At 47.3% G+C, this 25,890-nt stretch carries 22 protein-coding genes, 1 tRNA gene, 1 pseudogene and 1 riboswitch; of the genes and pseudogenes, 9 read left to right on the top strand and 15 right to left on the bottom strand.

Going from position 1 to position 25,890, the window contains the following annotated elements:
• Window positions 1–63: 63 nt before the first annotated feature.
• Window positions 64–612: a CreA family protein gene (locus AKG09_RS03490; protein ID WP_054618095.1), complete on the bottom strand. Its 549-nt coding sequence runs from the start codon at window positions 610–612 to the stop codon at window positions 64–66.
• Window positions 613–722: 110 nt separating this feature from the next.
• Window positions 723–1,601, bottom strand: a complete 879-nt coding sequence (locus AKG09_RS03485) for a LysR substrate-binding domain-containing protein (RefSeq protein WP_054618094.1) — start codon at window positions 1,599–1,601, stop codon at window positions 723–725.
• Window positions 1,602–1,712: 111 nt separating this feature from the next.
• Here AKG09_RS03485 and AKG09_RS03480 point away from each other — a divergent pair, with 111 nt between their 5' ends.
• Window positions 1,713–2,393 carry an FMN-dependent NADH-azoreductase gene (locus tag AKG09_RS03480; protein WP_054618093.1) on the top strand — a complete coding sequence of 227 codons (681 nt, stop codon included), beginning with the start codon at window positions 1,713–1,715 and terminating at the stop codon, window positions 2,391–2,393.
• 100 nt (window positions 2,394–2,493) lie between these two features.
• A complete protein-coding gene (locus AKG09_RS03475; RefSeq protein WP_054618092.1) occupies window positions 2,494–2,949 on the top strand; it encodes a J domain-containing protein in 456 nt (151 codons plus the stop codon).
• Between the two features lie 113 nt (window positions 2,950–3,062).
• On the opposite strand, the gene AKG09_RS03470 is transcribed toward AKG09_RS03475, so the two are convergent.
• The 4 genes from AKG09_RS03470 to pilC all read right to left on the bottom strand — a co-directional run bounded on the left by AKG09_RS03470 (window position 3,063) and on the right by pilC (window position 10,481).
• Complete coding sequence (locus tag AKG09_RS03470) at window positions 3,063–5,057, bottom strand: DUF3488 and transglutaminase-like domain-containing protein (protein WP_054618091.1); 1,995 nt, start codon at window positions 5,055–5,057, stop codon at window positions 3,063–3,065.
• A gap of 249 nt (window positions 5,058–5,306) precedes the next feature.
• The gene (locus tag AKG09_RS03465; RefSeq protein WP_054618090.1) at window positions 5,307–6,248 is read right to left on the bottom strand and encodes a DUF58 domain-containing protein; all 942 of its coding nucleotides are present in this window, start codon (window positions 6,246–6,248) and stop codon (window positions 5,307–5,309) included.
• Window positions 6,232–7,143, bottom strand: coding sequence for a MoxR family ATPase (locus AKG09_RS03460; protein WP_054618089.1), 912 nt, complete (start codon window positions 7,141–7,143; stop codon window positions 6,232–6,234). The genes AKG09_RS03465 and AKG09_RS03460 overlap by 17 nt, the downstream gene beginning before the upstream one ends.
• A gap of 86 nt (window positions 7,144–7,229) precedes the next feature.
• On the bottom strand, window positions 7,230–10,481 hold the full coding sequence (pilC, locus tag AKG09_RS03455; RefSeq protein ID WP_082391757.1) for a PilC family type IV pilus tip adhesin: 3,252 nt from the start codon (window positions 10,479–10,481) through the stop codon (window positions 7,230–7,232).
• Window positions 10,482–10,963: 482 nt separating this feature from the next.
• Here pilC and AKG09_RS03450 point away from each other — a divergent pair, with 482 nt between their 5' ends.
• A complete protein-coding gene (locus AKG09_RS03450; protein WP_054618087.1) occupies window positions 10,964–12,496 on the top strand; it encodes an MFS transporter in 1,533 nt (510 codons plus the stop codon).
• A 247-nt stretch (window positions 12,497–12,743) separates the two neighbouring features.
• Here AKG09_RS03450 and AKG09_RS03445 read toward each other — a convergent pair whose 3' ends face one another.
• The 3 genes from AKG09_RS03445 to AKG09_RS03435 form a co-directional block, all read right to left on the bottom strand.
• The gene (locus AKG09_RS03445; RefSeq protein WP_054618086.1) at window positions 12,744–13,919 is read right to left on the bottom strand and encodes an HlyD family efflux transporter periplasmic adaptor subunit; all 1,176 of its coding nucleotides are present in this window, start codon (window positions 13,917–13,919) and stop codon (window positions 12,744–12,746) included.
• A gap of 193 nt (window positions 13,920–14,112) precedes the next feature.
• Window positions 14,113–15,516, bottom strand: coding sequence for an efflux transporter outer membrane subunit (locus tag AKG09_RS03440; RefSeq protein ID WP_054618085.1), 1,404 nt, complete (start codon window positions 15,514–15,516; stop codon window positions 14,113–14,115).
• A gap of 81 nt (window positions 15,517–15,597) precedes the next feature.
• On the bottom strand, window positions 15,598–16,092 hold the full coding sequence (locus AKG09_RS03435) for a MarR family transcriptional regulator (protein ID WP_054618084.1): 495 nt from the start codon (window positions 16,090–16,092) through the stop codon (window positions 15,598–15,600).
• Window positions 16,093–16,409: 317 nt separating this feature from the next.
• Window positions 16,410–16,453, top strand: a riboswitch (PreQ1 riboswitch).
• 4 nt (window positions 16,454–16,457) lie between these two features.
• On the opposite strand from AKG09_RS03435, the gene queF reads away from it, so the two are divergent.
• On the top strand, window positions 16,458–16,931 hold the full coding sequence (gene queF, locus AKG09_RS03430) for a preQ(1) synthase (RefSeq protein WP_054618083.1): 474 nt from the start codon (window positions 16,458–16,460) through the stop codon (window positions 16,929–16,931).
• A 12-nt stretch (window positions 16,932–16,943) separates the two neighbouring features.
• Window positions 16,944–17,633, top strand: coding sequence for a 7-cyano-7-deazaguanine/7-aminomethyl-7-deazaguanine transporter (locus AKG09_RS03425; protein WP_054618082.1), 690 nt, complete (start codon window positions 16,944–16,946; stop codon window positions 17,631–17,633).
• Between the two features lie 232 nt (window positions 17,634–17,865).
• On the opposite strand, the gene rpmA is transcribed toward AKG09_RS03425, so the two are convergent.
• Window positions 17,866–18,138, bottom strand: a complete 273-nt coding sequence (gene rpmA / locus AKG09_RS03420; RefSeq protein WP_009117568.1) for a 50S ribosomal protein L27 — start codon at window positions 18,136–18,138, stop codon at window positions 17,866–17,868.
• Window positions 18,139–18,167: 29 nt separating this feature from the next.
• Window positions 18,168–18,476 (bottom strand): 50S ribosomal protein L21, encoded by a 309-nt coding sequence (rplU, locus tag AKG09_RS03415; RefSeq protein ID WP_009117569.1) that lies wholly within the window; start codon window positions 18,474–18,476, stop codon window positions 18,168–18,170.
• A 215-nt stretch (window positions 18,477–18,691) separates the two neighbouring features.
• On the opposite strand from rplU, the gene AKG09_RS03410 reads away from it, so the two are divergent.
• The 4 genes and pseudogenes from AKG09_RS03410 (at window position 18,692) to AKG09_RS03400 (ending at window position 20,896) form a co-directional block, all read left to right on the top strand.
• Window positions 18,692–19,666, top strand: a complete 975-nt coding sequence (locus AKG09_RS03410) for a polyprenyl synthetase family protein (protein ID WP_054618081.1) — start codon at window positions 18,692–18,694, stop codon at window positions 19,664–19,666.
• Window positions 19,667–19,677: 11 nt separating this feature from the next.
• A tRNA-Arg gene (locus AKG09_RS03405) sits at window positions 19,678–19,752 on the top strand.
• A 73-nt stretch (window positions 19,753–19,825) separates the two neighbouring features.
• A complete protein-coding gene (locus AKG09_RS11605) occupies window positions 19,826–20,212 on the top strand; it encodes a DUF4440 domain-containing protein (protein ID WP_197272104.1) in 387 nt (128 codons plus the stop codon).
• Window positions 20,213–20,286: 74 nt separating this feature from the next.
• Window positions 20,287–20,896: pseudogene (locus tag AKG09_RS03400) on the top strand (IS1595 family transposase).
• 319 nt (window positions 20,897–21,215) lie between these two features.
• Here the strand turns inward: AKG09_RS03400 and AKG09_RS03395 are convergent.
• The 4 genes from AKG09_RS03395 to AKG09_RS03380 all read right to left on the bottom strand — a co-directional run bounded on the left by AKG09_RS03395 (window position 21,216) and on the right by AKG09_RS03380 (window position 25,435).
• On the bottom strand, window positions 21,216–22,262 hold the full coding sequence (locus AKG09_RS03395) for an AbrB family transcriptional regulator (protein ID WP_054618079.1): 1,047 nt from the start codon (window positions 22,260–22,262) through the stop codon (window positions 21,216–21,218).
• 124 nt (window positions 22,263–22,386) lie between these two features.
• Entirely contained in the window at window positions 22,387–23,880 is a 1,494-nt protein-coding gene (locus tag AKG09_RS03390) for a tripartite tricarboxylate transporter permease (RefSeq protein WP_054618078.1), read from the bottom strand.
• Window positions 23,881–23,900: 20 nt separating this feature from the next.
• Window positions 23,901–24,338 (bottom strand): tripartite tricarboxylate transporter TctB family protein, encoded by a 438-nt coding sequence (locus AKG09_RS03385; RefSeq protein WP_054618077.1) that lies wholly within the window; start codon window positions 24,336–24,338, stop codon window positions 23,901–23,903.
• A 101-nt stretch (window positions 24,339–24,439) separates the two neighbouring features.
• Window positions 24,440–25,435 carry a tripartite tricarboxylate transporter substrate binding protein gene (locus AKG09_RS03380; protein WP_054618076.1) on the bottom strand — a complete coding sequence of 332 codons (996 nt, stop codon included), beginning with the start codon at window positions 25,433–25,435 and terminating at the stop codon, window positions 24,440–24,442.
• Between the last annotated feature and the right edge of the window lie 455 nt (window positions 25,436–25,890).

Below are 25,890 nucleotides of genomic sequence, written 5' to 3'. Positions count from 1 at the left end.
TATAAAGATACTCGGATCAAGCCCGAGTATGACGAACGTACTATTTTAAAGTTTATTTGCTGTTTATTTCTGAGCAAGCGTAACGATGCACGAGCCGTGAATCTGCTGGTTCGGCTGTACACTCACTTTGGCCGCGTCCAGTGGCGCGCCGGTGTAGCAGGAAAAAGCGTCCATCGAATTTTTGGGCGAACCTTGAATCACCTTGTCGCTGTACACCATATATGAAAACACTTTGCGCGCGGGATCGTAATAACGCATCACTTGCAGGGTTTTGAAAATAAAGCTGGAGCCTTTTTTAAAAATCTTCTGCGGTTTGGCTACTTCGGTTTCGTTGAAAGTGATTTGCGGCGCGGTCTGCACGCAGGATACGGAAGCATCGGACGCGTCTTCTTCCAAGTTTACCGTTTCTTTCAGGCCGCCTTTTTTAGCGTAGGAAATATAGCAGGTAACGCCTTTGATTTGCGGATCGTCAAACGCATGGATTTCAATGCGGTCGTTTTTGCCCAGCATATTGAACACCGTGCTGGCTTCGCCGATTTTATCCGTGCCGCCGCCACCGCCACACGCGGCCAATAATGAAGACAATACCAACATCCCAATCGCTTTTTTCATTTTTATATCCATTTCATGTTCAATCGTTTTCAGACAGGCATTAAAACTAAACCGCTGTAATTATACAGAGTTCGGAGATAGGAATATCAATAAACATTTGTCGCCCCGCCTCAACCCGCCTGCGCCAACAACCATGCCTTAACTTGCTGAACCGCCGGCGTGTCCGCATGCCGCCGCGGCTCGCACAACCAATAAAACTTATCATATAAACAAAGTTCTGCCGCTATGCTTAAAAGCTGCAAATCCAATTCTTCCCGCACCAGTTTCAAACTCAGCAAGGCCACGCCCTGCCCCGCAACGGCTGCCTGTATGGCATGGCTGCCGTCTGAATAACGGATTCCGCTTTGCACATCCGCCCGCGGCACTCCCGCCGCATCAGCCCACCTATTCCAATCCACCGCATCATGCGTATCACGGTGCCAATCAAGATGAATCAGCGGCCAATCCCGCACTTGCTTCGATAATCCGGCCAATAAGGCCGGGCTGGCCACTGGCGCAAAACATTCTTGAAACAAAGGCGTCGATTGCACCTCGGGATAGTGCCCGTTACCGTAGCGCACCGCCAAATCCACTGCGCCCGATTTTAAATCGGCAGGCTCATAAGAGGCATGAATATGGAGGTCGATATTCGGAAAGGCCGTCTGAAAAGCAGCCAGCTTGGGCACCAGCCATTTCCCTGCGAATTCGGGTGTTACCGAAATGCTGACAGCTTGGCGCACGGGTTGGCAAATGCGTTCCAGCGCGGCGGTGATAACTGAAAAACCTTCTGCCACAGCATCAAACAACATGCGGCCTTCTGCGGTGAGCGACACCGCGCGTACTTTTCTGACAAACAAAGGTTTGCCCAGCTGCGTTTCCAGCAAACGGATGCGGTGGCTGATGGCAGTGGCGGTTACATTCAACTCGGCCGCCGCCGATTTAAAGCTGCCGGTACGCGCCGCCGCTTCAAACGCATAAAGCGCATCAAGGGAACAATTCGGCTTTCGCATAATAGATGAATTAAATTGATTTATAAATTGAGAATATATCGTTTGTAGCAAGAGTAAACAAGCAAGACAATCAATACACATTTATTTTCTTCATCTGAAAGGAATCCGATTATGACCACCCTCCTTCATATAGACGCCAGCGCCCGCAGCGGCTTGTCCGGCCACGATCCGCATGGTTCGCACACCCGCCGCTTGAGCGCACGCTTTGTCGAACAATGGCGGCAGCACCTCCCAAATACGGAAATGATCTACCGCGATATCGGGCAGCACCCGCCTGCGCCGGTAAGCGGTGCATGGATTCATGCTGCCTTCACGCCCGAACAGCAGCGTGAGCAGTGGATGCGCGATGTTTTGCGCCAAAGCGATGAATTGGTTAATGAGCTGATTAAAGCAGACATCATTGTGGCGGGCGTGCCGATGTATAATTTCGGCCCGCCCGCCCAGTTCAAAGCCTATATCGACAATATCGTGCGCGTCGGCCGAACTTTCGGTTTCGACCGCAACCGTGAAGGCGAACCTTATTGGCCGCTGTTGGCCGATATGGGCAAACGCCTGATTATTCTCTCGTCGCGCGGTGATTATGGTTACGGCGAAGGCGGCAGAATCAGCGGGCGCAACCATGTCGAGCCGGCCATTCAAACCGCTTTCGGCTATCTCGGCATCACACAAAGCCACAATATCGCGGTGGAATACGATGAATTTGCCGACGAGCGTTTAGCCGCGTCCATCCGAAAAGCGGAAAACGAAGTAGATGATTTGGTGAATCAGCTGGCAAAAAGTTGGGCGCTTTAAATCACACGCAAACATGCCTGCCTGAAAGCAATATTCTTACTCTTTTCAGACAGGCATTGATATAATAAGGCTATTTAAATAAAGAATTTGCCGCAGCGCAATGCCGAAAAAACCGCACACCCACTACGATAATCTCAAAGTCCCCCGCGATGCCGATTTAAAAACCATACGCGCGGCCTATCGTGCGCTCTGCAAACAATATCACCCCGACCGCTGCCCCGACAACCCTGATGCACACCGCGTGATGAGCATCATCAACCGCTCTTACAAAGTGTTGACCACACCGGAAAAGCGGCGCAAGCATGATGAATGGATTGCCCGCCAATCTGCCGCCTGCATTCAAGAGCCTTCTTCCCAACGCATTTCCAGCCCGATGCCGAAAGGCTTCCGCCAGCCGGAGCAGCCGGTTCCCCGCGCGAAATATCTGTTGTGGCTGCTTACCGTTGCCTTGATGATTATTGCACTCTTTTTCTACACCGAACACCAGCGCTCAGCCGCCGCCAATGAAAGGCGCGATTTGCCGATTAAAACCCGGCCGCAAAAGGCGAGGGAATGATTCGCAATATAGGCCAAGAGCCTGTTCAACCCGCTTAAAGCCACAATGCCTGTCTGAAACTTTTTCAGACAGGCATTGCCATCAATTACATTCACCACCATATCCAGGCTTTTCTAATGCCTGTCTGAAACCGATTTGTCCGCCTGTTTCTGATAAGCAGCCGCAATTTTTCTTACCTGTTTCAACCAAGCATGCTGCTGCGCTTGTGTCGGCTGCCGGTCTGCCGCATATTGCCAATCCTCATACTGCACCAACACCCGCTCCAGCTGCACGTCTTGCAAACCGTTTTTCCGCATCAAGGCGCGCAATTCGGATGCGGTTACGCCGTAACGCGTTTCGTCTTCCATGCCCAACAATGCCGTTTTGAGCAGAGTAAAACCTTCTTCCAGCGGGTTCTGATCGCTTCTGCGGCCTTTGCGCCACCATAAAAACACGGGAATCAGCGCGAGCGCGCCGCCGATGCCCAGCACCAGTGCAAAAGCGGCAAAGCCGAATCCGCCCAAGCCAAGCTTGGCAAACAGGTTGTTTTGACGGCTCTGGTCGTAATTCACCACCCATTGTTGCCAATAATACTGACCGGTTTCACGCCACTTGGCAAACACGCCGCCGTCGTTTTGCACCAAACCCTGCTCATTTTGCGGCAAAGATTGCTGCAAGCCGCCCGCCGCCCGGTTTGATGACACCGCCGCAGTCGGATCCACCCGCAGCCACACTTTTTCTTCCGGCAACCACACCTCCGCCCAAGCATGCGCATCTTTGGAACGAATCTGCCAGAAATTGCCTTCGGCGATATAGTCCGCACCCAGATAACCGGTTACCACCCTTGCAGGCAAACCGGCGGCACGCATCATCACCACGAAACTTTGCGCATAATGTTCGCAAAATCCTTGCTTGGTCTGAAACATAAACGCATCCACGCTGCTTGCACCCTCCGTGAGCGGCGGCTGCAAAGTGTAGCTGAACGCATTTTTGCGGTAATAAGCCAGCACTTTCTGAATAAATGCCTGCGAATTGGCCGACTGCTGCGCCAAGCTTTGCGCCAGCACGCGCGAACGTGTATTGCCCGGCGGAAGGTAAAGATAATGCTGCAAAACGGCCGGATTGGGCTGATCAGGCAACTTGCCGCCCAATTGGGCTTGCAGATCAAGGCGGCGCAAGCCTTCGTAGCTGCGTTGCGCCCGCAGCATATTGCCCAAACGGCGCGTGATGCTTTTCGGAAAACTGCCGGTCGGCTGGTCAAGCGCGGGAATCACGCCGTTTTGGTCACGCAAAATGATTTGGTAGGAAACGGTCTGCCCCGACATGCCGTCTGCACGTGCATCGTCAACCGTGTTATCGGGTTGCGCCTGCCAGCTCGTGCCGTTGAAATCGGTCATGATAATCGCGCGCCAATACAGTTCCTCAGGTGCAGGCACGGCACCTTTGAACGTTACATTGGCCACCCATTCGTTGCTTTGCACCAGATTGCTGATACTGCCCGGCTGCATGGTGTTGGAAAGCCCGGTTTTGGCCTGATTGCTTTTTTGCGGAATACCCCACAAAGGCTCGCTTTTACGCGGCACCGCCACAAACAGCACCACCATCAGCGGCAGCGTCAACACCAAAGCCAACGCGCCTGTTTTGGCTGCATCTTTCAAATACAAACCGCCCAGCATACCGAAGCACACGCTGGCGGCAAACAGGCACAGCAACGCCCATACGCCGGTGAGCGGGCTTTGGTCGAACAACACTCCGCCGCCCATCAGAAACAACATAGACAGTAACAGCACCTGCCAGTCGCGCCGCGTGCTGCTTTCAAATGCTTTGAGCACCACCATCAAAAGCAACAGCGAAATGCCGCCTTCCCTGCCGATGACCGAACCCACCTGCAGCCACACCAGCAAACCCGCCCCCGCAGCCAACAACAACAGAACCAAAAGCGGCGTTTTGTGCCAACCGGCCTGCATCTGCACAAACCGCCCCGCCAGCAACACGGCAAAAGTGAGCATCACGCCGCCCGGCAGGTTTGCCATTAAAGGCAAAGCCGACATCAGCAGCACGCACAAAATCGCAGCCTGCACGGCAGGGCGCGGCTGCCCGGATAAAAAAGGAGGGTTTTGGATAAACATAATGAATTAAATCGCAATGTGTCGGGCTGTATTTTCAGACAGGCATCATGTAAAAGAATGCCTGTCTGAAAACTTGGTTTAAGCACAGCCTAATTGAATTATTGTTTAAAGCCGGAGTGAAACCACTCACATAGTAACAGTAGCGTCATGCGCGGGCTTAGTCTGAATATCTCCGAAAATTACTGAAATTCAAGATACTTAGTTCAAGCCCGAATACGGCTCATGTAACGTCATTATTTGGATAACCAACTACAACAACGCCAAAGCCGCTAAAGCCATTTCCCGCTGGCCTTTCTGCGGCGGAATAGTACGCTGCGGCAATTCCAAAATATAAGGCAGCTTGGTTTTCTCTGCTTCCAGCACACGGTAGCACAACATCCCTGCCAACCGGTCTTTATCGGCCTGAGCCGGATAATCCCGATAGGAAATCACCATATTGCGCACGGCCGCCTGCGGCTCTTCGAAACGCTTATCCAACATTTCACCTGTTTTGGCATAAGTTTTCCAAGCCACATGTTGAAGCGACATTCCTGGCTGGTGCTCCTGCAAATAAGCCAATTCGTCACCGCCCTGAATGCGCGGGCGTGCAGGGTCTTCTTCTCCGTCGGGCAAAGCCGCTTGTGGCACTTTGTGCTCGATAGGCGCAGGATAAACCAACGATTCGGTCTGCCAGTGCCATGCTGTTTGCAGCATACTCAACCCGAAAGGCGCGATGCTCGCCACTTGTAGCTCAGGCACGTGCAAATAACCGCGCCGCAGCATCACCACCTGCCAAACAAAAGGTTCGGGACGCTTCGCATCAATCCGCCAATCAAGCCAGCGCGGCAGTGTATTTTCGACAGTCTGGTTATCCACCTGCAGCCACAGCCAACGGCTGCGCCCGCGGTGTTCTACCACGTCAAGCGCCAATTGTGCCTCCGTGCCGGCAAACACTTCCTGCGGCACCCTCAAGCCCACTTTCAAAGCCGAAAACTGGCGCATGTTGAGCAACACTGCCACACACACAAAACCCAGCAGCCAAAACGATATGGCATAAGCCAAATTCACTTGATACTGCAAGCCCACCAGCCAAAGCACTACCACCGCCGCCAACATCCCGGCACCAAAGCGCGTAGGCCGCAAGCGGAAACGCCCCACAGCCACCGGTTCCGGCTGCTTTTCAGGGTGAATAGGTTTACGAAACGGCAACATGATTGAGTAAACCTTCCAAAATCTGACGGCTGCTGTGTTGCTGCTGCACAGATTGCAAACGGTGCGCTGCCACAGGCACCCAAACTGCTTTTACATCGTCCGGCAAAATATGCGCCCTACCCTGTATAAACGCCCAAGCCTTAGCCGCCGCAATCACCGCCAAACCCGCTCGCGGGCTTAATCCGGTCACAAATCGCCCCGGCTGGCGGGTTGCCTGTACCAGCCTGAACACATATTCCGCCGCCGCAGGCGAACATTTCACTTCAGCCACCTGCTGCTGCCATTTCACCAAAGTTTCCGCATTGCACACCGCTTTGACAGCCGACAAGGTTTGCCGTTTATCCCCTTCCAAATACAACCTTTTTTCAGCCTCTTCAGATGGATAACCCATGCTCAAGCGCATCATAAAACGGTCGAGCTGGGATTCCGGCAAAGGAAACGTACCAAGCTGTTCAACCGGATTTTGCGTGGCCACCACCAAAAACGGACGCGGCAAACGGTAGGTTTTTCCATCCACCGACACTTGTTTTTCTTCCATCGCTTCCAACAAAGCCGATTGCAGCTTAGGTGAAGCACGGTTAATTTCATCCGCCAGTAAAAACGAATGGAACACCGGCCCGGGATGAAACTCAAATTTACCCTCATCAGGCCGGTAAATATTGATACCGAGCAAATCCGAAGGCAGCATATCATTGGTAAATTGCACACGCCGGTAATTCAAACCCAGCACAGCCGCCACACCATGTGCCAAGGTGGTTTTCCCCACACCGGGCACATCTTCCAGCAAAACATGCCCGCCTGCCAACACGCAGGCCAGCAGCTGTTGCATTACCGTTTCTTTCCCCAGAATCAGCGTATTAAGCTGCTGTAATGCGTTTTGTATTGAAGGATTCATTATTTTCCCTTTTGTCTTTGTTGAATGATTGATGATACGAAATGCCTGTCTGAAAACTTTCAGACAGGCATTGTTTTTAACGATGCTTAAATCAGCTCACGCCAGCTGATACGACGGATGTTTTGTCCGCATTTGGGCCCGTGCACATCATCTGCCGACAAACCACCCTCTGTTTGCGCCGTAATAAAGGTTTGGTTTTGGGTTGAGCGGAAGCAGGCATTTGATTTTCTTTCTTCAACGTCGGTTTTCTCATCAGTAGCAGATTTTCCAACATCTTTATCCACTCCATTACCGCCGCCTTGTCCATCACTATTTATTGGGCTATCCATAAGCGCAGCCGGCACATAAGTTCCGCTGACCAAACTGTTGGAAAACGCACGTGCATTCGCAAAATAAATCTGTGCGCCGTTTCCACCGTTCGGCGGAGTATTATTGACAACCCTTTTGTCAAAGTTGATACGGGCATCCTTAATGGTTAATGCCCCGCCATTCGTACTGTTTATCTGAATTTGGCGGCTGCTTGGTTTAATACCGATTTTTCTCTGCTGCGGAATACACAAATCTGCAGGGGGTGTAATCTCTTCCACTACAGTTTCATATGCCCTAGTTTCAAGCACAGCAGTACGCAGAATCATCTGCGCCTGTGTTACCACCCTTTCACCTTCTTTGAAATCGTTTAACTCAATCTGCCAGCCTTTGTGTATCTGCGGGTCAAACTTATGATTAGTCAATCTGTAGAGAGGTCTTGCTTTACCGTCTACACCATCAGAGATAAAGGTTTGGGTAAGTAAATTACCCGTTGTAGCTGTTTCGGTAGGTTGACTGTCTATATCGTCATAAATACCGTAAATGGCCTGAGTATGTTTATTTTCAGCATCATTGTGATAAATATCGCTGCCTGTGCCAAAAATGACAATATAAGTTTTGCCTTTACCGCTTCTAGCGGGACGGTAAGACACAGTAGGCGCTGCAACAATCGGACGCTCAGGGCTTCCTTTGAAAATACGGGTTACCTTCCATGCCGCTTGTCCGCCACGCAGATCAAAACGATACATATTGCCACCGTAATCACCGGCATAGGCAATATCATAAATGCCATCCAAATTGGCATCAACCAACACAGGTGTAGATAATCCTCCCACACCGTTGGGCACTTCGATTTTTTTAATCAAAGTTCCTGGTTCTTGACCGCTGATTGATGCACCGGTAACCGCATTTTGACCCAACATATCATAAACATATAATGCTGTTTCATGTCCCTGTGGTACATTTCCCTGAGTAGGTTGCCCCATATAACCGTTTGCTAAGAAGCCGGCATAGCTGACATAACGGGAACCGCTGTTATTGGAATCTACCAATATACGTCCTATTTTAGGCGTACTAACGGTATAACCGAGTTTATTTTTTTCTGTGCCTTTTACGGTTTCAAATAAAGGTACTTTGGTATCCCAATCACTCTCATTACTGTTTAAACCAACCGGACGGTTGTTTGAACGGTCATAGCCGCCGACATTCAGGGCATAAGCACCCCTACCGCCTTGTCCCATTGCACCGAACATAAAAAACCTGCGCTTACCGTTCTGATCCACGGGCGTACCCAATACAGTAAATCCCCCGTTTATTAAATAGCGGTGCGGGTGTTCGACATTTTTACCGTATTCTTCATGTGCTAATTCTTTCAAAGTTTTTGCTACATTCTCACCACCCGCATCTAACGTTCCACCACGTTCCATAGTAGCGGGGATATAACTCAATTTCAGACCATAGGGATGATCGGGACTATTTTTGCTTTGAAACAAATGCACCATACCGTCATTTGCCGCTGTTACCAAAAACTCTTGACGACCGTTTGACGGCTCGCCGATTGAAACCGGGCGGCTGTCCATAATATCGCCGATATAACGCTTTTCACCGTCAATTTCTCGATAAACTTGTGAATAACCTTTGCTTTTACCATCTTGATTAACCTCTTTACCGGTTGACAACCGTGCCGTCCATCTTAACAGCGACAACCACTCATCCTCGTTTGTCTCCTTATTTTCAATATCAAAAAAGTCATTATTCAAACCGTGTGCATTATTTAAGCTTAGCCTATCGACAAAATGCACCCCTTTTTCACCGGCATTGATTAATGTTTTACGTCCGTCAAAATCAGGTTGTTTGTAAATAATATTCTGATTGCCTTGGCTATTTTTGACATCATCGATATCATAAAAACGTATCTCACTACTCCATGAACCACTATCCAATTGCACGGCAATAGCCGATTCGGGTTTTTTATTCTTGCCGGAAGAAGCTGCACCAACGACTGACGGTGGAACCGGACTACCTGAACTTTTCACATCATAATTTGAGCTGCTTTGCAAAGCTTTATCAACAATCGCGGCAAATGCATCTTTCAACTTGGTAGGATCTGTTACTTGGAAAAAATTTTTTTTCTCAACAGCTCCGTTTTTCAAATACTTCAAACCTTTCTCTCTTACGCCGGAACTAAAGCCCACTGTAAAGGTTTCTATCGTTTGTTTGCGAAAAGTCGGGTCATCCCAGCTTACTCCTGCTGCATCCAAGCCCCCTTTTCTGAAGTCTTCATTTGCAAGAGTTTCACTAAAATAACTTAAACCTTTCGGCCCGTCCCAGAATTCGTGGTATGCATCAGACACCCCTTTACCCGGCCTTATACAATAGCCGGTACCGGCAGCATTACGGGCTTTAAAATAACGGTCGGGGCTTCGGTTTTGATCAAAATACGCGTTACCGCGATAATTAAAGTCTAACGTTCCTCGTGAATTGCAGCTCACGTTGGCATCACCGTCCGACAGCAAAACAATATAATTTTTCTGGCAGCGGTATTTCGTATGCTCATGCCCCATCATCTCGGTTACGATGTTATAGTAACGGCGTGTGGTAGGTGTTTTCCCTCCCGGATTAATTTTACCAACCCTTTGCTTGATATCCTCAACATCGGGAGTATAGCCGATTAAGTCCTGTTTTCCGTTGTTATGCAGTGTTTTAAGCCCCCAGTTCACGCCCGATTGTTTGTTCTCATCTAATACCGCATAAAGTGCGTTTTGTGTTACGACAAGACGCGATTGTTCTCCATTTCTCGTGTATCTATCGGCAAATGGAGACCAAGACATACTTCCAGAATCGTCAATAAACAGCATAATATTCGGTTTTACTCTGGAACTATTCTCCGAAACGGTTAAGTTATCCAGCAAAAACGGTACTGTTGCAAACTGGTTACTGCGAGGGTTGGCATGAATCTGGGTATTTGCAGACATCAAAACCAAAGCACCCAACACACTTTGGCAGATAGGTTTCATGATTTTTCGAGACATTTTCTTATTCCCCTAGAGTTTAGTCGGTCTATGCTCTTGGTTTAGGTAATTGAGACAATCCGAACGTCATAACAAACGGATATAAATACATTTTTTGCATTTTATCATACAGGTTGCGGCAGGCTGAAAATAAATAAGACCTTTACCCTTTCCAAACAGATTCATGCTGCAATATCTCCACATCTGTTTAAAATGAATGACAAAAGAGTACGCGGAAGCAGAATAGGACGTTTATTTTATTCATTTGTTAATTATTAAAACATCCGAACATAGCAATAAATTTGAGAAATATAGCACATTCCTCATATTGAGGCTTACTCCGATACCTTGTTTCCTGCAAAACTGATAGGAAAGCATATTTCCTACCATTAGTACCGCTTATGTTGTACTTTTATTGATTTAATATACAATTTGTTATTTTATTCCCTGCCTGCACTGTAATTCTGCACTAACATTTTCAGACAGGCCTTTAGGATGGTTACATGTCACCATATCAAAACAGCTGGGGCAAGGCTTTTGCCAGCTATCTGGACAGCCGATCGACTACTTTGTTTTTTCTAGGTTTTTCTGCAGGCATCCCCATTTTGCTTATCTTTTCCAGCCTCTCTTTGTGGCTGCGCGAAGCAGGTGTGGATCGAAGCACGGTAACGATGTTCAGCTGGGCGGCTTTGGCTTATTCGTTCAAATTCGTATGGGCGCCTTTGATTGATTCGCTTCACATTCCATTGTTAAGCAGGCTGTTTGGCAAGCGCCGCTCTTGGTTACTGCTGGCGCAGCTGCTTATTGTGGCGGCAATCTGCTTTATGGCGCTGATTAACCCTTTAGACCAACATGCGCTTACGGTGATGGCGGCAGCGGCTGTATTGCTGGGTTTTTCTTCGGCAACACAAGATGTGGTGATTGACGCTTACCGTATCGAAGTGGCTAAAGGTGATGATGCGATGCAGTCCGTAACCGCAGCGACTTACAATGCCGGCTATCGAATCGGCATGATCGTAGCGGGCGCAGGCGCGTTGTTTTTAGCTTCTTGGCTTGGATCTAAAGAAGGCGCTTATCTGTATGAGGCTTGGCGAAACACTTACCTGATTATGGCTTTAACGATGGGTATAGGCATCCTGACAACCCTGCTCTGCCGCGAACCCGATGTTTCTGACAGGCATTTGGAAGCACCACGCCGCTCGGGCGACAACTTCCGCTTGCTGCTTTTATTTGTGTTTATGGCTGCGGCGTTTGTGGCAGCATTTGCCTTTTCGGGGAAAATATTGCCCGCAACGGAAAGTGTGTTGGGTGCATTTCTAATCGAAGCCGTCCGGCTGATTATTGGTGCTTGTTCGGCCGCCATTACCTGCCTGCTGATTGTTAAAAGCGGCTTGGTGCCTGCCCGCCTGGCAAAGACAACATGGCTGGATCCTGTGATGGATTTTTTCCACCGCTACGGCAAATCCGCTCTGCTGCTGCTTGCTTTGATCGGGGTATACCGTATTTCGGACATTGTGGCCGGCGTGATTTCCAATGTGTTTTATCAGGATTTGGGGTTTTCAAAAGAAGACATTGCTGCTGCTGTTAAAACTTTCGGCTTGATTATGACAATCGCAGGCGGTTTTTTGGGCGGCCTGTTGGCGCAACGTTTTTCTTTGATGAAGATGATGATGCTGGGCTGCATTCTGGCGTCGGCAACGAATTTAATGTTTATTGCTTTGGCTAACCGCGGGCACGATATGGCACTGATGTACACCGCTGTGGCGTTCGACAATTTGGCTGCCGGCTTGGCAGGAGCGGTATTCATCGCGTTTCTCTCTGCTTTAACCAATATCCGCTTTACCGCCGTGCAATATGCGATTTTCAGCTCTTTGATGACTTTATTGCCCAAAGTTTTAGGCGGTTATTCGGGCATGATTGTGGACAAGGTTGGTTATCAGAACTTCTTCCTCTTTACTGCTGTATTGGGGTTGCCTGTTTTGCTTTTGGTTTATTTGGTTGACAAGAAAATCTTCCGCAAGCAAATTCAGGATTGATATTTGAATTGAAATATTGTTCAATCAAATAAGCAATGCCTGTCTGAAATCATCTTTCAGACAGGCATTGCCTTTTGTAGCAATTTATTGGGAATGCCACTATAAACTTTTGCTGCCTTATATCAATGTGCTGATTGACTGTACAACTCACCCTCATCTGCCGAATATTAAAAATGCCCGATCCAAGTCCGGGCATAAAGAATGTATCAGCACAAACAGTTTGATTGGCCAATGCCTGTCTGAAAACTTATTTTGAGTATTTTTCAAAAACTTGCTCAATAAGCATTTCCACCTGCGTCCAATCTACTGCATTGCTTTCCGGCTCCTCTGCTTTTTTACGGGCCGCCGAGGCTATCATCGGGCCGCTGCTGTCTATCGTGCTGACTTTAACTGTCATTGACAATCCCACTCGGAGCGGATTTTCGGCTAGCTCTTTCGGATCCAAGCTGATCCGCACAGGCATCCGCTGAATCACTTTAACCGGGGCATTAGTTGCTTGCTCGTCCACAATATGCTGCTTCCCCAATCCAGCAGAAAGACCCAGCACTTTGCCGTTGTAAACCACTTTTTTACCATACATCTCAGATGTCATGGTTACAGGCTGGCCGATACGCATTTTTCTCAGCTGAGATTCTTTAAAATTAGCCTCCACCCATAAATCATTGAGCGGCACCACCAACATCAAAGACATACCAACTGCAACCTGCTGACCTATTTGCACATGACGCTCTGCCACCTGCCCGTCAACCGGTGCGCGTATTTGCGTGCGTTGAAGGTTCAACCAAGCATCTTTTATGTGGCTTACCGCATTTTGTACAGCCGGTTGCTTGCGTAAAGGAAGATTCTTTCCTAATGAAGCCTGAACAGCTTCTTGCTCGGCTTCCACCGCCCTCAAAGCGGCCTGTGCCTGCACCACTGCCGCCCGCGCATGACTGAGCTCTTCTCCCGAAATCGCGTCGCTGCCTGCTAAAGATTCGCGGCGGCGTAAATCCACTTGTGCTTTTGCCAAGTCGGCCTTGCGCGCCAAAACTGCAGCCTTGCTTTGCGCGCCGGCTGCTACTTGCTGCTTATTTTGCCGGATCGCTTGAATCAATTCATTTTGTGCGCGCTCATAAGCCAACTGGTAATCGCTGTCATCCAAGGTTACCAATACAAAGCCTTTTTTGACAATTTCAGTATCCTCTGCCGAAACTTTGCGCACAGTTCCGGCAATTTGCGGGGCAATCTGCACGGAATGCCCGGCCACATGGGCATTATCGGTTGTTTGTTCATATTGCCAAATTAAAAAATACATCATGGCAAACCCCAAACCGATCGCTATCAGCAGCAAAATCAGCAGCGTGATATTGCGCTTTCTGTGGCGGTTTGTTGTTTGAACTGACTCGTTTTCCGCCGGTAAAGATTGGTTTTCTGTATTATTCATTAGTTTATCTAACCGTTATTCTCTATAGATGTTCAGACAGGCATACTTTACTTATGCCTGTCTGAAATAAGGTTTTATCCCGAATTGAAACCAAGGTTTCTGGTTTACCCCCTGCGCAAACACAAATTTAGGAGGCTATTTATCATTATATTTCCGTTTTAACAAAATGCAGAATGGAATTTTATGAATCGTATTACAAATGCTGCTCTTCCCTAAAGCCGCCTCCCAGCTGCGCATGCAGATTGCTCCATGCCGAAAGCGCTTCCGAATGTTTTGCAAAAACCACCGCTTGCTGCTGCAACACATCATCTTGCTTACGGTAATAATCGGCTTTGTTTTCCAGCCCTGCATTTACCCGACGCAACATACTCGCAGAAATTTTGCGCGCGGTTGCTGCTGTCTGCCCGGCTTGTGCGTGTTGCACCTTATGATTTTGATAGTCGGCAATCGCATCCGCAGCCATCCGCATGGCATCCAAAACCGTTTGATCGTAGATTGCCACCTGCTCATCATATTCGGCATTGCGTTTTGCCAGCTTCGAACGTAAAGCACCTGACGTAAAAATCGGCAGATGAAGTGCTGGCATCACGCCCAGCATTGCTGAATTACCGCGCACCAAATCAAATGCATCAAGATGCGACAGGCCCGCCAGCAATTTCAATTCTATATTCGGATAAAAATCCGCTTTAGCCTCACGAATATTCTGACTGCGCATATTCAACAACTCACGTTGCACCGCAATATCCGGGCGACGACCTAATATGTCGGCCTTTAAACCGCTCACTTTTACATTTGGCACATCAACCATCGCAGCCGGTTTTTGTTTGTCTAAACTATCGGGCCGTTTTCCGGTCAACACCGCCAAAGCATGACGGGCATGCGCGATTTCTTTATCTAACTGCAATTTTTGCTGCATCAACTGCTGCTGCATTTGCTGCGGCTCATACACGGCAGACGGGGCAGCAATATTTGCCTTTACCCGTTCTTGCATCAATTTTTCGATTTGTTTGGCGTTTTCAATGCGCTGGTTCAAAATATCCTGCTGTGCCACCAGATTTTGCCATGTAAAATATTGCGCGGCCACTGAATGTGCCAACAAAACTTCCGCTTGCCTGATTTCATAATAAGCAGCATTCCGCCGCCCCAGCGCAGATGCGATACGCGCTTTATTCTTCCCCCAAAAATCAAACGACCATTTAGCTTGTGCCGAAATGTGTGCCAACCTGAAATTGCGGTCAGGTTCGGCAAATGAAGCAGAAGGCCGTCGATTTAGTAACACACCTTTTCCTTCTGAAACAATGCCTGTCTGAACTTTACTTTCTTGATCTACAATACCCAACTCGGCTTGAAGCTGCTCAAAACGCGCCCGCGCGATTTTCAAAGAAGGCGCGTTTTTTAATGCCGCATCAATATACTTGTTTAATTGCGGGTCTTTTAACGACAACCACCATTTTTCGCTCGCTGCAAAAGTTTGCCCGGATGCAAGCGAATGCTCGGAAGGCATTGTCAATGCTGTTTCTTTAGGCAGCTGCGCACAAGCACCCAACAAACATAAAACCGCAAAGCCTACACTATGCTTAATATATCTAATACCCATCTCAAACCTGATTAAATAAAGGCTGCTGCTACGATACTATCATAACAACAGCCCTATCCAAAGCATCTCAGGATACAGCAATCAAGCACCCAAGCTGGTTAAAACTTTACCTAACAGTGCTTGCAACTGATCAAACTCTTCTTTGCTGAAATCTTTCCACAACGGCGCATAACCTTTGCTCATATGCGGTTGTACTTCTTTGATAAAATCTTCACCCATTTTGGTCAGCTTCAGCACGATTTGACGGCGGTCTTTTTCGTTCATGCTGCGTTCAATCCAGCCGCGACCAACCATTTCATCCGACAAACGTGTTGCGCTTGTGCGGGTTAAATCCATCAGATCACTCAAACGTGAAGGCAGAATTTCATGGTTGGGGCTGATATATACGGATAAAATGGCGAACCACAGATTTTCATTAATACCATATTCTTTTAAAAGTTCATTCTGACGGCTGCTCAATCGATCCGATGTGATACGCAGCAAGCGCATGGTATGCGCTTCACGCTCTGAAAAATCAGGCAATTGTTCGGACAATTGTTTCAGGGCATGTTCCAGCCCGGCTTGTGTAAAACTCATGATGATGTTCTCGTATTGTATCGGTATTATTGGTAATGTATTAAGCGATTTACAAACTTCACGCTCGGCGTTATTGATGTAGCGATACTAACTACTGTATATTATTTTTACCAACAATCGCGACATACGGTTTCTGTTTTCCTACAAACGGTTTTACCGTTTTTTAACAAAACCATTCATCATTTTTATACATCCGTTCATCATCAAAACAGTTATCTTATTCTCATGACAAAGCAATTTTCAGACAGGCATCCCATCTTTATCAAATAGAAAATAATTTCTTGCAAAATCCAGTATTTAATCTAAAATACCGCCCTTTCCCTGTGGTTCGCAAACTCCCACATTAAAAAACTAAGGAATCAAAAATGACCCGAGAAATCGAAGAATTGGGCGGCATTACCCTCTTAGGCAGCCAGAAAACCCAATATCCGTCCACTTATACGCCCGCCATTTTGGAAGCGTTCGACAACAAACATCAAGACAATGATTATTTCGTAAAATTCATCTGCCCGGAATTCACCAGCCTTTGTCCGATGACGGGCCAGCCGGACTTCGCCACCATCCACATCCGCTACATTCCCGATATCAAAATGGTGGAAAGCAAATCATTGAAACTCTATCTTTTCAGCTTCCGCAATCACGGTGATTTTCATGAAGATTGCGTGAATATCATTATGAAAGACCTGATTGCGCTCATGCAGCCGAAATACATTGAGGTATTCGGCGAATTCACACCACGCGGCGGCATCGCCATTCACCCTTTTGCCAATTACGGTCGTCCTAACACGCCGTTTGAAAAATTAGCGCAAGAGCGTTTGTTCAAGCACGACATGCAATAAGGAAAATAAATCATGTATGAATTTTCCCTTGCACAACAGCGCAAAGCCTTGCTGCGTCTTTCTCTTCTGCATATAGCCATTATTGCCATCAGTAATTATCTGGTGCAATTTCCTTTTACCGTAACGCTGCCGAACGGTTACGAAGTCCATTCAACTTGGGGTGCGCTTACTTTTCCATTCATTTTTCTAACCACAGATTTAACCGTGCGCATCTTCGGCCAGCGTCTGGCACGCCGGATTATTTTTTGGGTAATGTTGCCTGCTTTATTGCTCTCTTATATCTTATCGGTCGTTTTCCACAACGGCAGCTGGACAGGCTGGGGCGCATTGGCTGCATTTAATTTATTTGTATTCCGCATTGCTTTGGCAAGCTTTTCCGCTTATGCTGTCGGCCAATTGTTGGACATTTTCGTATTTAACAAACTGCGCCGTTTGAAATCGTGGTGGATTGCGCCGACGGCTTCCACTTTTGTCGGCAATGCAGTTGATACCTTGCTGTTTTTTGCTATCGCTTTTTACGCCAGCAGCGATGAATTTATGGCTGCGAACTGGCCGCACATTGCTTTTGTAGATTATCTGTTCAAACTGGTAATTTGCATGCTGTTTTTCTTACCGGCTTATGGCTTTATCTTAAATAGCTTAACCAAAAAACTCACTGAGTTACGCTTTACCGAACGGCCTGTTTCCATCCAGCCTGAATAAGACAATGCCTGTCTGAAACCTATGTTTTCAGACAGGCATTATCGATTCTGTCAGTTTAACAGCACATTTAGATGTATAAGTCGTCTATAGCAAATAAACTTAAATTGCTGCATGGCTCGCCGCTTTGTATGAAAATTTGAGTTTCACAGCTATAACATTCAACGTTCCTATAAAAATACAGAAAACCCTGCTTAATATCTAAGCAGGGTTTGTCGCAGAAATAATTCTGAAATTACTCGTCCGCGCCGGTATAAGGGCGAACGCTTACAGTTTTACGGTTCAAGCGGCCTTTTACGGCGAATTCCACATAACCATCTACTTTAGCAAACAGAGTGTGGTCTTTGCCCATGCCCACGTTTTCACCGGCATGGAACTTGGTGCCGCGTTGGCGGACAATAATAGAACCCGCAGGAATCAGTTCTTCACCAAAGGCTTTCACGCCTAGGCGTTTGGCTTCTGAATCGCGACCGTTTTTAGAGCTACCGCCAGCTTTTTTAGTTGCCATTTGTGTTTACTCCTAAAAATGTTAAAAAATTAAGCGATTGCCACGATTTCGATTTGGGTGAAATTTTGGCGATGGCCTTGGCGTTTTTGATAGTGTTTGCGGCGGCGCATTTTGAAAATGCGGATTTTCTCGCCACGGCCATGGGCTACCACTTTAGCCGTTACTTTCGCACCTTCGATAAAAGGTGCGCCTACTTTTACAGACTCGCCGTCAGCAATCATCAAAACTTCAGTCAGTTCGATTTGGCTGTCGAGTTCGGCAGGTATCTGTTCTACTTTCAATTTTTCGCCAACGGCAACTTTGTATTGTTTACCGCCGGTTTTTACGACCGCGTACATACTCAACTCCATGAGAATTTGGTTAACAAATACTGCGTTTACACACAGAATCGGCGATTTTATTATGTTTATTGGTTTTTGTCAAAGACTTATCTAAAAACAACCCGGCTTTTTCGATTGCTGCATTTCAAGATGGTTACTGATATAATTGCGCGCTGTATTTTTTATTGCTGATCCGGCCCGCAAGGGCAAACTGCCTGAACCGAAAGTTCATCATGCTCGAAAACCTGCCTTATTTTCAAAAAAATCTTGAAGCTGATTTAGGTCGCGTCAATGTCGTGATAAACCGCGCCGTGCAATCGGAAGTGGCGCTGATTTCGCAAATCGGTACTTACATTATCAGTGCCGGCGGCAAGCGCTTGCGTCCGATTATCACGATTCTGGCAGGAAAATCGCTGGGCTATGATGATGACAAACTCTACTCGCTTGCCGCAATGGTGGAATTCATCCATACCTCTACCTTGCTTCACGATGATGTGGTAGACGAAAGTGAGCTGCGCCGCGGCCGCAAAACGGCCAATAATCTGTTTGGCAATGCTGCTGCCGTGCTGGTGGGCGATTTTCTCTATACACGTGCGTTCCAACTGATGGTTGGCTCCGGCAGCATGAAAATTCTGGAAGTGATGGCGGATGCTACCAACATTATCGCCGAAGGCGAAGTGATGCAGTTGATGAACATCGGCAATACCGACATCACTGAAGCGGAATATGTACAAGTTATCCAATATAAAACAGCCAAACTGTTTGAAGCGGCGGCGCAAGTTGGCGCGATTCTGGCAGGCGCATCACCCGAACACGAGCAGGCGCTGAAAGACTACGGTATGTATGTCGGTACAGCTTTCCAAATGATTGACGATATTCTCGATTATTCTGGCGACACAGTGGAAATCGGTAAAAACGTGGGCGACGATCTGGCCGAAGGCAAGCCAACATTGCCTTTGATTTACCTGATGCGCCAAGGCAGCGCTGAAGCAGCTGAAGACGTGCGTACCGCATTGCAGAATGCGGACCGCAGCTATTTCGAAAAAATCCACCATCACGTTGTCAATTCTGATGCGCTGGCCTATTCCACCGAGCAGGCGCGTATTGCAGTGCAACAGGCGCTGGCTTCTTTGGATAAACTGCCCGATAATGAAGTTACCCAAGCCATGCGCTCTTTGGCCGAACAATCATTGGCCCGCATTTCTTAAACTTGTACAGCCTCGCCGTAGTTCAACGGATAGAACGTATGCCTCCTAAGCGTAAAATACAGGTTCGATTCCTGTCGGCGAGGCCACCGAATTTTCAAGTTTAAAGGCTGTCTGAATCATGTTCAGACAGCCTTTAAACTTATCAAAAAGGATTATGCTTTGAAAGATTTGTTAGCCCACCTTATCGCATTAGAATCCGAGCTTCACCACAACGGGATTTTGTGCTCCGCCGAACGCCTGCAAGTATTACTGCATCCTCGGTTTCACGAGATCGGCCGTTCAGGCAACCCTTACACAAGAGAAACGGTTATCAATTATCTGACAAGCTGCACTGAAGCATCGCCCACCCATTCGTTTTACCACCGCATACACAGCCTCGGCCCGCAACAAGCCCTGCTTACATACCTTTCTGTTTCCACTGATTCTCAAAATACCCGCTTCTACACTTGGCGTTCATCTATTTGGATTCTTGATAATAAACAGTGGCAACTGTTTTACCATCAAGGCACACCGGCTTCAACTGAATCCATGAATACAGGGGCTTAGGAAGCAAAATCACCAAATACAGTGATAAGCTTCTGAAATGGAATTAAAAAAACAAGTATCAAAAGTTCAGCAAAATTACCGAACCCAAATTCCGCCAAACTGACAGGAATCAGTGTCAGAAGCATCAACAGTCTGTACCTGAAGTTGCACCGGCGTTTGGCTGAAGAATGCGAGCGACAGACACCTTTGTGCGGTATCATGGAATTGGACGAATCCTATTTCGGTGCCAAGCGTGTTCGTGGCAAACGCGGTCGCGGTGCGGGCGGTAAAACCATCGTTTTTGGTATTCTGAAACGCGGTGACAAAGTGTATACCGAAATCGTCCCCGATGCCTCTAAAGTCACGCTGCAAAAGGTCATCAGAGGCCATATCCCGGTAGATAGCGTCATCAATACCGAGGGTTGGCGCGGCTATCAAGGATTGGTTGACATGGGCTTTGCGAAGCATTTCAGAGTGCATCACAGTGACAATGAGTTTGTCCGCTGTACGCAGCATATCAACGGTATCGAATCCTTTTGGAGCTATGCCAAGCATCGTTTGGTACACTTTAACGATGTGCCAAAGCATACATTTTACTTACATTTAAAAGAAACCGAATTCCATAAAAGAAACAACTTCCGCTTCAACCATAAGCATGATGATTTGTACAAAGAGCTGTTTAGAATGTTGTACGAGAATCCTTAAAATGAATATTGCTTCCAAAGCCCCTAAATTATCCACCGCCAGCGCTACGCGCCTAAACAATGCTTTACCCACCACCTCTGTAATAGAATCTGCGCTTGAAAGTTTCTACCCAGGCTAACCATATCATTTAGCGACTTGGCCGTATACGCTGGCAAATCAACCATCCAAGCCGACACATCAATGATTTTCTGAATATTTTCCCATTAACACTCCAAAGCATGATCACAAAATGAGATGAAATAGATTAGCCTTCAATATCACACCAAAGCAAATGCCTGTCTGAAAGGTCTTTCAAACAAGCATTCATTATTTATTTGGATTACATATGTCGCTTAAGCCAACCTTCCATAAATCGGCATAAAATTCCAGCGGTCCCAATTACCGCCACCATACGGGAAACGTGAAATGCCGTCACAATAGGTACGCCAAGTTGCAATACTTTTGCAGTAATCGTCATTTCTGCAACCCCTCCCGGCGATAATCCTAAACCTAATGTAGGCAATGGAATTCCACTGATACTTGCCACAATATAAGTCGCTAGAGCGGTGAGTGCCAACGACATGGTTACGCTGACGGCTACAACACTTAATAAGCGTGGTGCGCTTTTAAAAAAACCCTGTGAAAATTTGTTACCCAAAGCCCAGCCGATAAGTAGTTGGCCGATTTTGGAAATCACTGGCGGCATAGCAGATAAATGAATGTCAGAAATTGTTAGCAAAATCGCTATTAAAAGAGGACCGAATGTCCATGGATTCGACCAACTGCGCCATTCAAAAAAACGGGCAAACGCATAAGCCAAACCAAACAACAGCAATAAGCCGCCCCAATGTATCTGTGTGTTTTGCTGCAATACGCTGTTGTCTATATTTTGATAGCCCATATACTGGTAAAAAAACGGCACAATGGTTACGATCATCAACACGCGTAAAGAATGCGCCGATACTACCTTGTCGACTTGTGCGCCTTTCTGATCGGCCATATGTGCCATTTCACTGGCTCCTCCCATAGCAGAAGCAAACCAAGCGGTTACAAAATCCACACCGGCAAAACGGTAAAGCAGCAAGCTCCCGATTACGCCCAAGGTAATGGAAAACACCATGCCCAAAAGCAACCAGAACCAATATTCGAGCAACAGAACAGCCATATCAGGAGTGAAATATAGACCTAAAGAAACCCCGATAATGGTTAAGCCCGCTTTGCGGCACAATCCCGGCGCATTTACAGGTAGGCCGTTCAGGCTCAATACGGCGGTTGCCAGCAAAGAACCAAGCAGCCACGGAATCGGAAGACCTACTGTGTTAGCCACTAATGCGCCGACGAAAGCCCCTGCCAAACCGATAGGATATTTGGTAAATGTTGTATTCATTTGCGCAATTTACCTATACTTTAGAACCATACTGCAACTTCCCGACAATATATAACAAAAAACTGCATACGGTACATATTCTTAATGAAACCATATGCAGTTTGCAATCATATTGCTAACAGTATTAATCCGCTTTACGGCGGCGCAGCCAACGGTATATCGGCAGTAGAACCATAAACGCAGACAGCACCCATAACGCCTGCACAATCACACCATTGAATAGAATACCCACATCGCCTTGCGAAATAGACAACGCACGACGTAGGCTTGATTCCATCAGCTCGCCTAATACATAACCCAAAATCAAGGCCGAAAGCGGAAAATGCAATTTACGCAAGATATAACCGAAAATCCCCAAACACACCATCAAAATCAAGTCGAAAGTCGTACTGTGAATCGCATACACGCCTACAAAGCTTACTGCCGCAATGGCCGGAATCAAAATATAGTTCGGCACATTCAGCAACTTGGCAAAAAAGCCTACCAAGGGAATATTGAGTACCAGCAAAATTACATTACCGATAAACAGAGAGGCAATCAATCCCCACACAATATCAGGCTGCTCGCTGAATAATTGCGGGCCGGGCGTAATATTGTAAAGCGTGAGTGCGCCCATCATTACCGCAGTCGTACCTGAGCCGGGCACGCCCAAAGTCAGCATGGGAATAAACGAACCGCAGGCAGAAGCATTGTTGGCTGCTTCGGGAGCCGCAATGCCGCGCAAATCGCCATTGCCGAAATCGCCTTCTTTACCGGCAATTTTTTTCTCGTTGGTGTACGACATCGCGCTGGCAATGGTTGCTCCGGCACCCGGCAAAATACCGATAAAGAAACCGGCCACACCGCTTCGCACAATCGCACCCAAGCTGAACAAAAATTCTTTCAGGTTAAACAAAGTGCGCTTGCCCTGCTCCAACGCTTTTTGGCCTTTTTCAGTATGCTCCAGCATAATTAAAATTTCACTGATGCTGAAAAAGCCGATAACGATGGTGGTAAACTGAATTCCGTCCGACAAATTAACCGAATCAAAAGTAAAACGGTACACACCGGTTACGGCATCCACACCCACCATAGCCAGACTTAAGCCGATCAGTGCTGCCACGCCGGTTTTTACAGGCTGGTCGCTGACCAAACCGCTCAAGCAGGTAATCGCAAACACCATCAAGACAAAATATTCCGCAGGGCCGAATGCAATGGCCCAATGAGCCAGCAAAGGGGCAAACAGAACGACACCGATGGTTGCAATCAGGCTGCCGACAAACGAACTGGCCGCCGATAAAGACAAGGCAATGCCCGCCTTGCCCTGCTTGGCTAAGGGATAACCGTCAAGCGTGGACATAATCGCCGCAGCATCTCCCGGCACATTGAGCAAAATGGCAGAAATCCTGCCTCCATACTCACAGCCGAGATAAACCGCAGCCAGCAAGATTAAAGCCGAATCCGCAGGTAATCCCAAAGCAAAAGCAAAAGGCAGCAACAAAGCTACGCCGTTAATCGGCCCCAATCCGGGCAACATGCCGACGATGGTGCCGATAAAAGCACCGATCAATGCCAGCAGCAGGTTTTTCGGCATCAAGGCCACCTGAAAACCCGACATTAAATATTCTAAAGTTTCCATTATTTATATACCCCCGCCACTTATCCGAAAAAGCCCAATGGCAGCGGCACATCAAGCAATGAGTTAAACAGTAGATACAAAAGTCCGCCCAGTATAACACCGGTAATAGCACAATAAAGAGTTTTGCCGCCGAACAGTTTTCCTACACCGAAAGCCATCAAGGCGGTAGCGATGGGAAAGCCAAAAATTTCAAACAGAACCGCATAAGCAGCCAAAAATACAATACACAAACCGACTTTTTTCAAAATAGCCGGCGTGTAACCTAAATCAATATGTTCGCCGCGCGGCCGTATAATCAAAAACAGGCAGCATAAAGCAAGTAGGGAAAGAATCAGTACAGGATAAGGCCTCGGTCCTAAAGGGTCATAAGCAATCGGAGCCGTATAACCCCATGCCAAATACAGAAGACCGAGCACCGTCAATAACAATGCTCCAGCAAAAAAGCGTTCGATTATCATACGCTCTAACTCCGTTGAAAAGCCGTTGATAAGTATTGTTTACTCTGATAACGTTAAAAAAAATAATAAAAACCGGCAACCGTGGTTGCCGGTTTTTATTGTCACTTAGTTAACTCAAATTCTTTAGATAATACACGCATTTCTTCAGTGGCCTTCTCCACATATTGCTTCAATTCTTCACCGGTCAGTTCAAACGGCAACAAATCACGTTGCGCGCGCAGTTCTGAGAATTTCGGGTCTTTCAGCATAGTATCGAAGTGTGTTTTCCACCACTGGTAAGATTCCTCATTTACCTTCGGCCCCATGTAATAGCCGCGGATAACCGGCCATTCCACGTCATAACCCTGTTCTTTTGCAGTGGGAATATCTTTCAGACGGCCTTCCAGTCTGTTCGGGGCAAACACGGCCAAAACGCGTACTTTTCCGGATTCGATGTGCGGCCCCATTTCGGCGATACCCGCGCTGACCACGCTGATATGATTTCCCAAAACCGCAGTAACCGCTTCACCGCCGCCTTCCAGCGCCACATAAGTCATGTCTTTCGGCTTGATTCCGGCTGCTTTAGCCACCATCGCCGTTTGCAGCCAGTCTTGGCCGCCTACGCTACCGCCCGCGCCGAAGCTGATCGACTTAGGATCTTTTTTCAAAGCATCAACCAAATCCTGCAAATTTTTCAAAGGAGAATCTGCATTCACGGCGACCATACCGTAATCGGTACCGACGGCAGCCAGCCAGCGTACATCTTTCTCCGAATACTGGCCGAATTTACCTTGCGCCAAATTCAGCAGCGAACCGGTAGAAAACGCTACGATCGCATCATTATTGGCCGGGTCGTTCGCAACGATTTTGTTATAAGCCACGGCACCCACACCGCCCGGCATATACGTTACGCGCATCGGTTTATCCAATTGGCCGGTATCTTTCAAACCGCTTTGTGCCAATTTACAGGTTAAATCAAATCCGCCGCCCGGTTTGGCCGGTGCAATACATTCAGGCTTAGACGGAGCACCTGCTTCCGCCTTATTTTGATTACATGCGCTTAATGACAATGCAGCCGCAACTGCCAAGCTTAAATAAGAATATTTTTTTAATTTCATCTTTGTTTCTCCGGAAGAGGTATGTGTATTAAGATTTGCTAAGCGAATTGCCAACCCTTATTTCAAGTGTAATAAAGCTCTTAACCTAGCCTAATGTAAGACTTAAGGCACAGAAATTAAATGAGAACTGCAGTTTTGTCAACTTTATTCAATTTTTGTGAAATTTTATGTCTCATCTGAATAATTCTTAACATATTAAAGAAATCACTACGGCAAATAAACTTATTTATCGATACACATTTGAAACAACCAATCTATATCTGTGAGCTGTTGTTGGCTCAATGATGCCTTTGACAATGCCTTTAACCCAAGCCCATTTCTTCTTTTATGAAAATCGTATTATCGATCACCGCGCTCTGCTTTGTGATGATTCGAAATTCCATCCAAGTACCAAATATTTGACGTTAATACTGAAATCAAACAGCCCGAGGGCAAGCTGTTTTTCGGAGTATAAC

This window comes from Neisseria sp. 83E34, assembly GCF_001308015.1.
Taxonomy (GTDB): domain Bacteria; phylum Pseudomonadota; class Gammaproteobacteria; order Burkholderiales; family Neisseriaceae; genus Neisseria.
This window is presented reverse-complemented; position numbering and strand designations above follow the sequence as displayed.

Excerpts from the sequence above, each read along its gene's own strand:
- AKG09_RS03490 (WP_054618095.1), bottom strand. The coding sequence starts at position 612 with ATGAAAAAAGCGATTGGGATGTTGGTATTGTCTTCATTATTGGCCGCG.
- AKG09_RS03485 (WP_054618094.1), bottom strand. The coding sequence starts at position 1,601 with ATGCGAAAGCCGAATTGTTCCCTTGATGCGCTTTATGCGTTTGAAGCG.
- AKG09_RS03480 (WP_054618093.1), top strand. The coding sequence starts at position 1,713 with ATGACCACCCTCCTTCATATAGACGCCAGCGCCCGCAGCGGCTTGTCC.
- AKG09_RS03475 (WP_054618092.1), top strand. The coding sequence starts at position 2,494 with ATGCCGAAAAAACCGCACACCCACTACGATAATCTCAAAGTCCCCCGC.
- AKG09_RS03470 (WP_054618091.1), bottom strand. The coding sequence starts at position 5,057 with ATGTTTATCCAAAACCCTCCTTTTTTATCCGGGCAGCCGCGCCCTGCC.
- AKG09_RS03465 (WP_054618090.1), bottom strand. The coding sequence starts at position 6,248 with ATGTTGCCGTTTCGTAAACCTATTCACCCTGAAAAGCAGCCGGAACCG.
- AKG09_RS03460 (WP_054618089.1), bottom strand. The coding sequence starts at position 7,143 with ATGAATCCTTCAATACAAAACGCATTACAGCAGCTTAATACGCTGATT.
- pilC (WP_082391757.1), bottom strand. The coding sequence starts at position 10,481 with ATGTCTCGAAAAATCATGAAACCTATCTGCCAAAGTGTGTTGGGTGCT.
- AKG09_RS03450 (WP_054618087.1), top strand. The coding sequence starts at position 10,964 with ATGTCACCATATCAAAACAGCTGGGGCAAGGCTTTTGCCAGCTATCTG.
- AKG09_RS03445 (WP_054618086.1), bottom strand. The coding sequence starts at position 13,919 with ATGAATAATACAGAAAACCAATCTTTACCGGCGGAAAACGAGTCAGTT.
- AKG09_RS03440 (WP_054618085.1), bottom strand. The coding sequence starts at position 15,516 with ATGGGTATTAGATATATTAAGCATAGTGTAGGCTTTGCGGTTTTATGT.
- AKG09_RS03435 (WP_054618084.1), bottom strand. The coding sequence starts at position 16,092 with ATGAGTTTTACACAAGCCGGGCTGGAACATGCCCTGAAACAATTGTCC.
- queF (WP_054618083.1), top strand. The coding sequence starts at position 16,458 with ATGACCCGAGAAATCGAAGAATTGGGCGGCATTACCCTCTTAGGCAGC.
- AKG09_RS03425 (WP_054618082.1), top strand. The coding sequence starts at position 16,944 with ATGTATGAATTTTCCCTTGCACAACAGCGCAAAGCCTTGCTGCGTCTT.
- rpmA (WP_009117568.1), bottom strand. The coding sequence starts at position 18,138 with ATGGCAACTAAAAAAGCTGGCGGTAGCTCTAAAAACGGTCGCGATTCA.
- rplU (WP_009117569.1), bottom strand. The coding sequence starts at position 18,476 with ATGTACGCGGTCGTAAAAACCGGCGGTAAACAATACAAAGTTGCCGTT.
- AKG09_RS03410 (WP_054618081.1), top strand. The coding sequence starts at position 18,692 with ATGCTCGAAAACCTGCCTTATTTTCAAAAAAATCTTGAAGCTGATTTA.
- AKG09_RS03395 (WP_054618079.1), bottom strand. The coding sequence starts at position 22,262 with ATGAATACAACATTTACCAAATATCCTATCGGTTTGGCAGGGGCTTTC.
- AKG09_RS03390 (WP_054618078.1), bottom strand. The coding sequence starts at position 23,880 with ATGGAAACTTTAGAATATTTAATGTCGGGTTTTCAGGTGGCCTTGATG.
- AKG09_RS03385 (WP_054618077.1), bottom strand. The coding sequence starts at position 24,338 with ATGATAATCGAACGCTTTTTTGCTGGAGCATTGTTATTGACGGTGCTC.
- AKG09_RS03380 (WP_054618076.1), bottom strand. The coding sequence starts at position 25,435 with ATGAAATTAAAAAAATATTCTTATTTAAGCTTGGCAGTTGCGGCTGCA.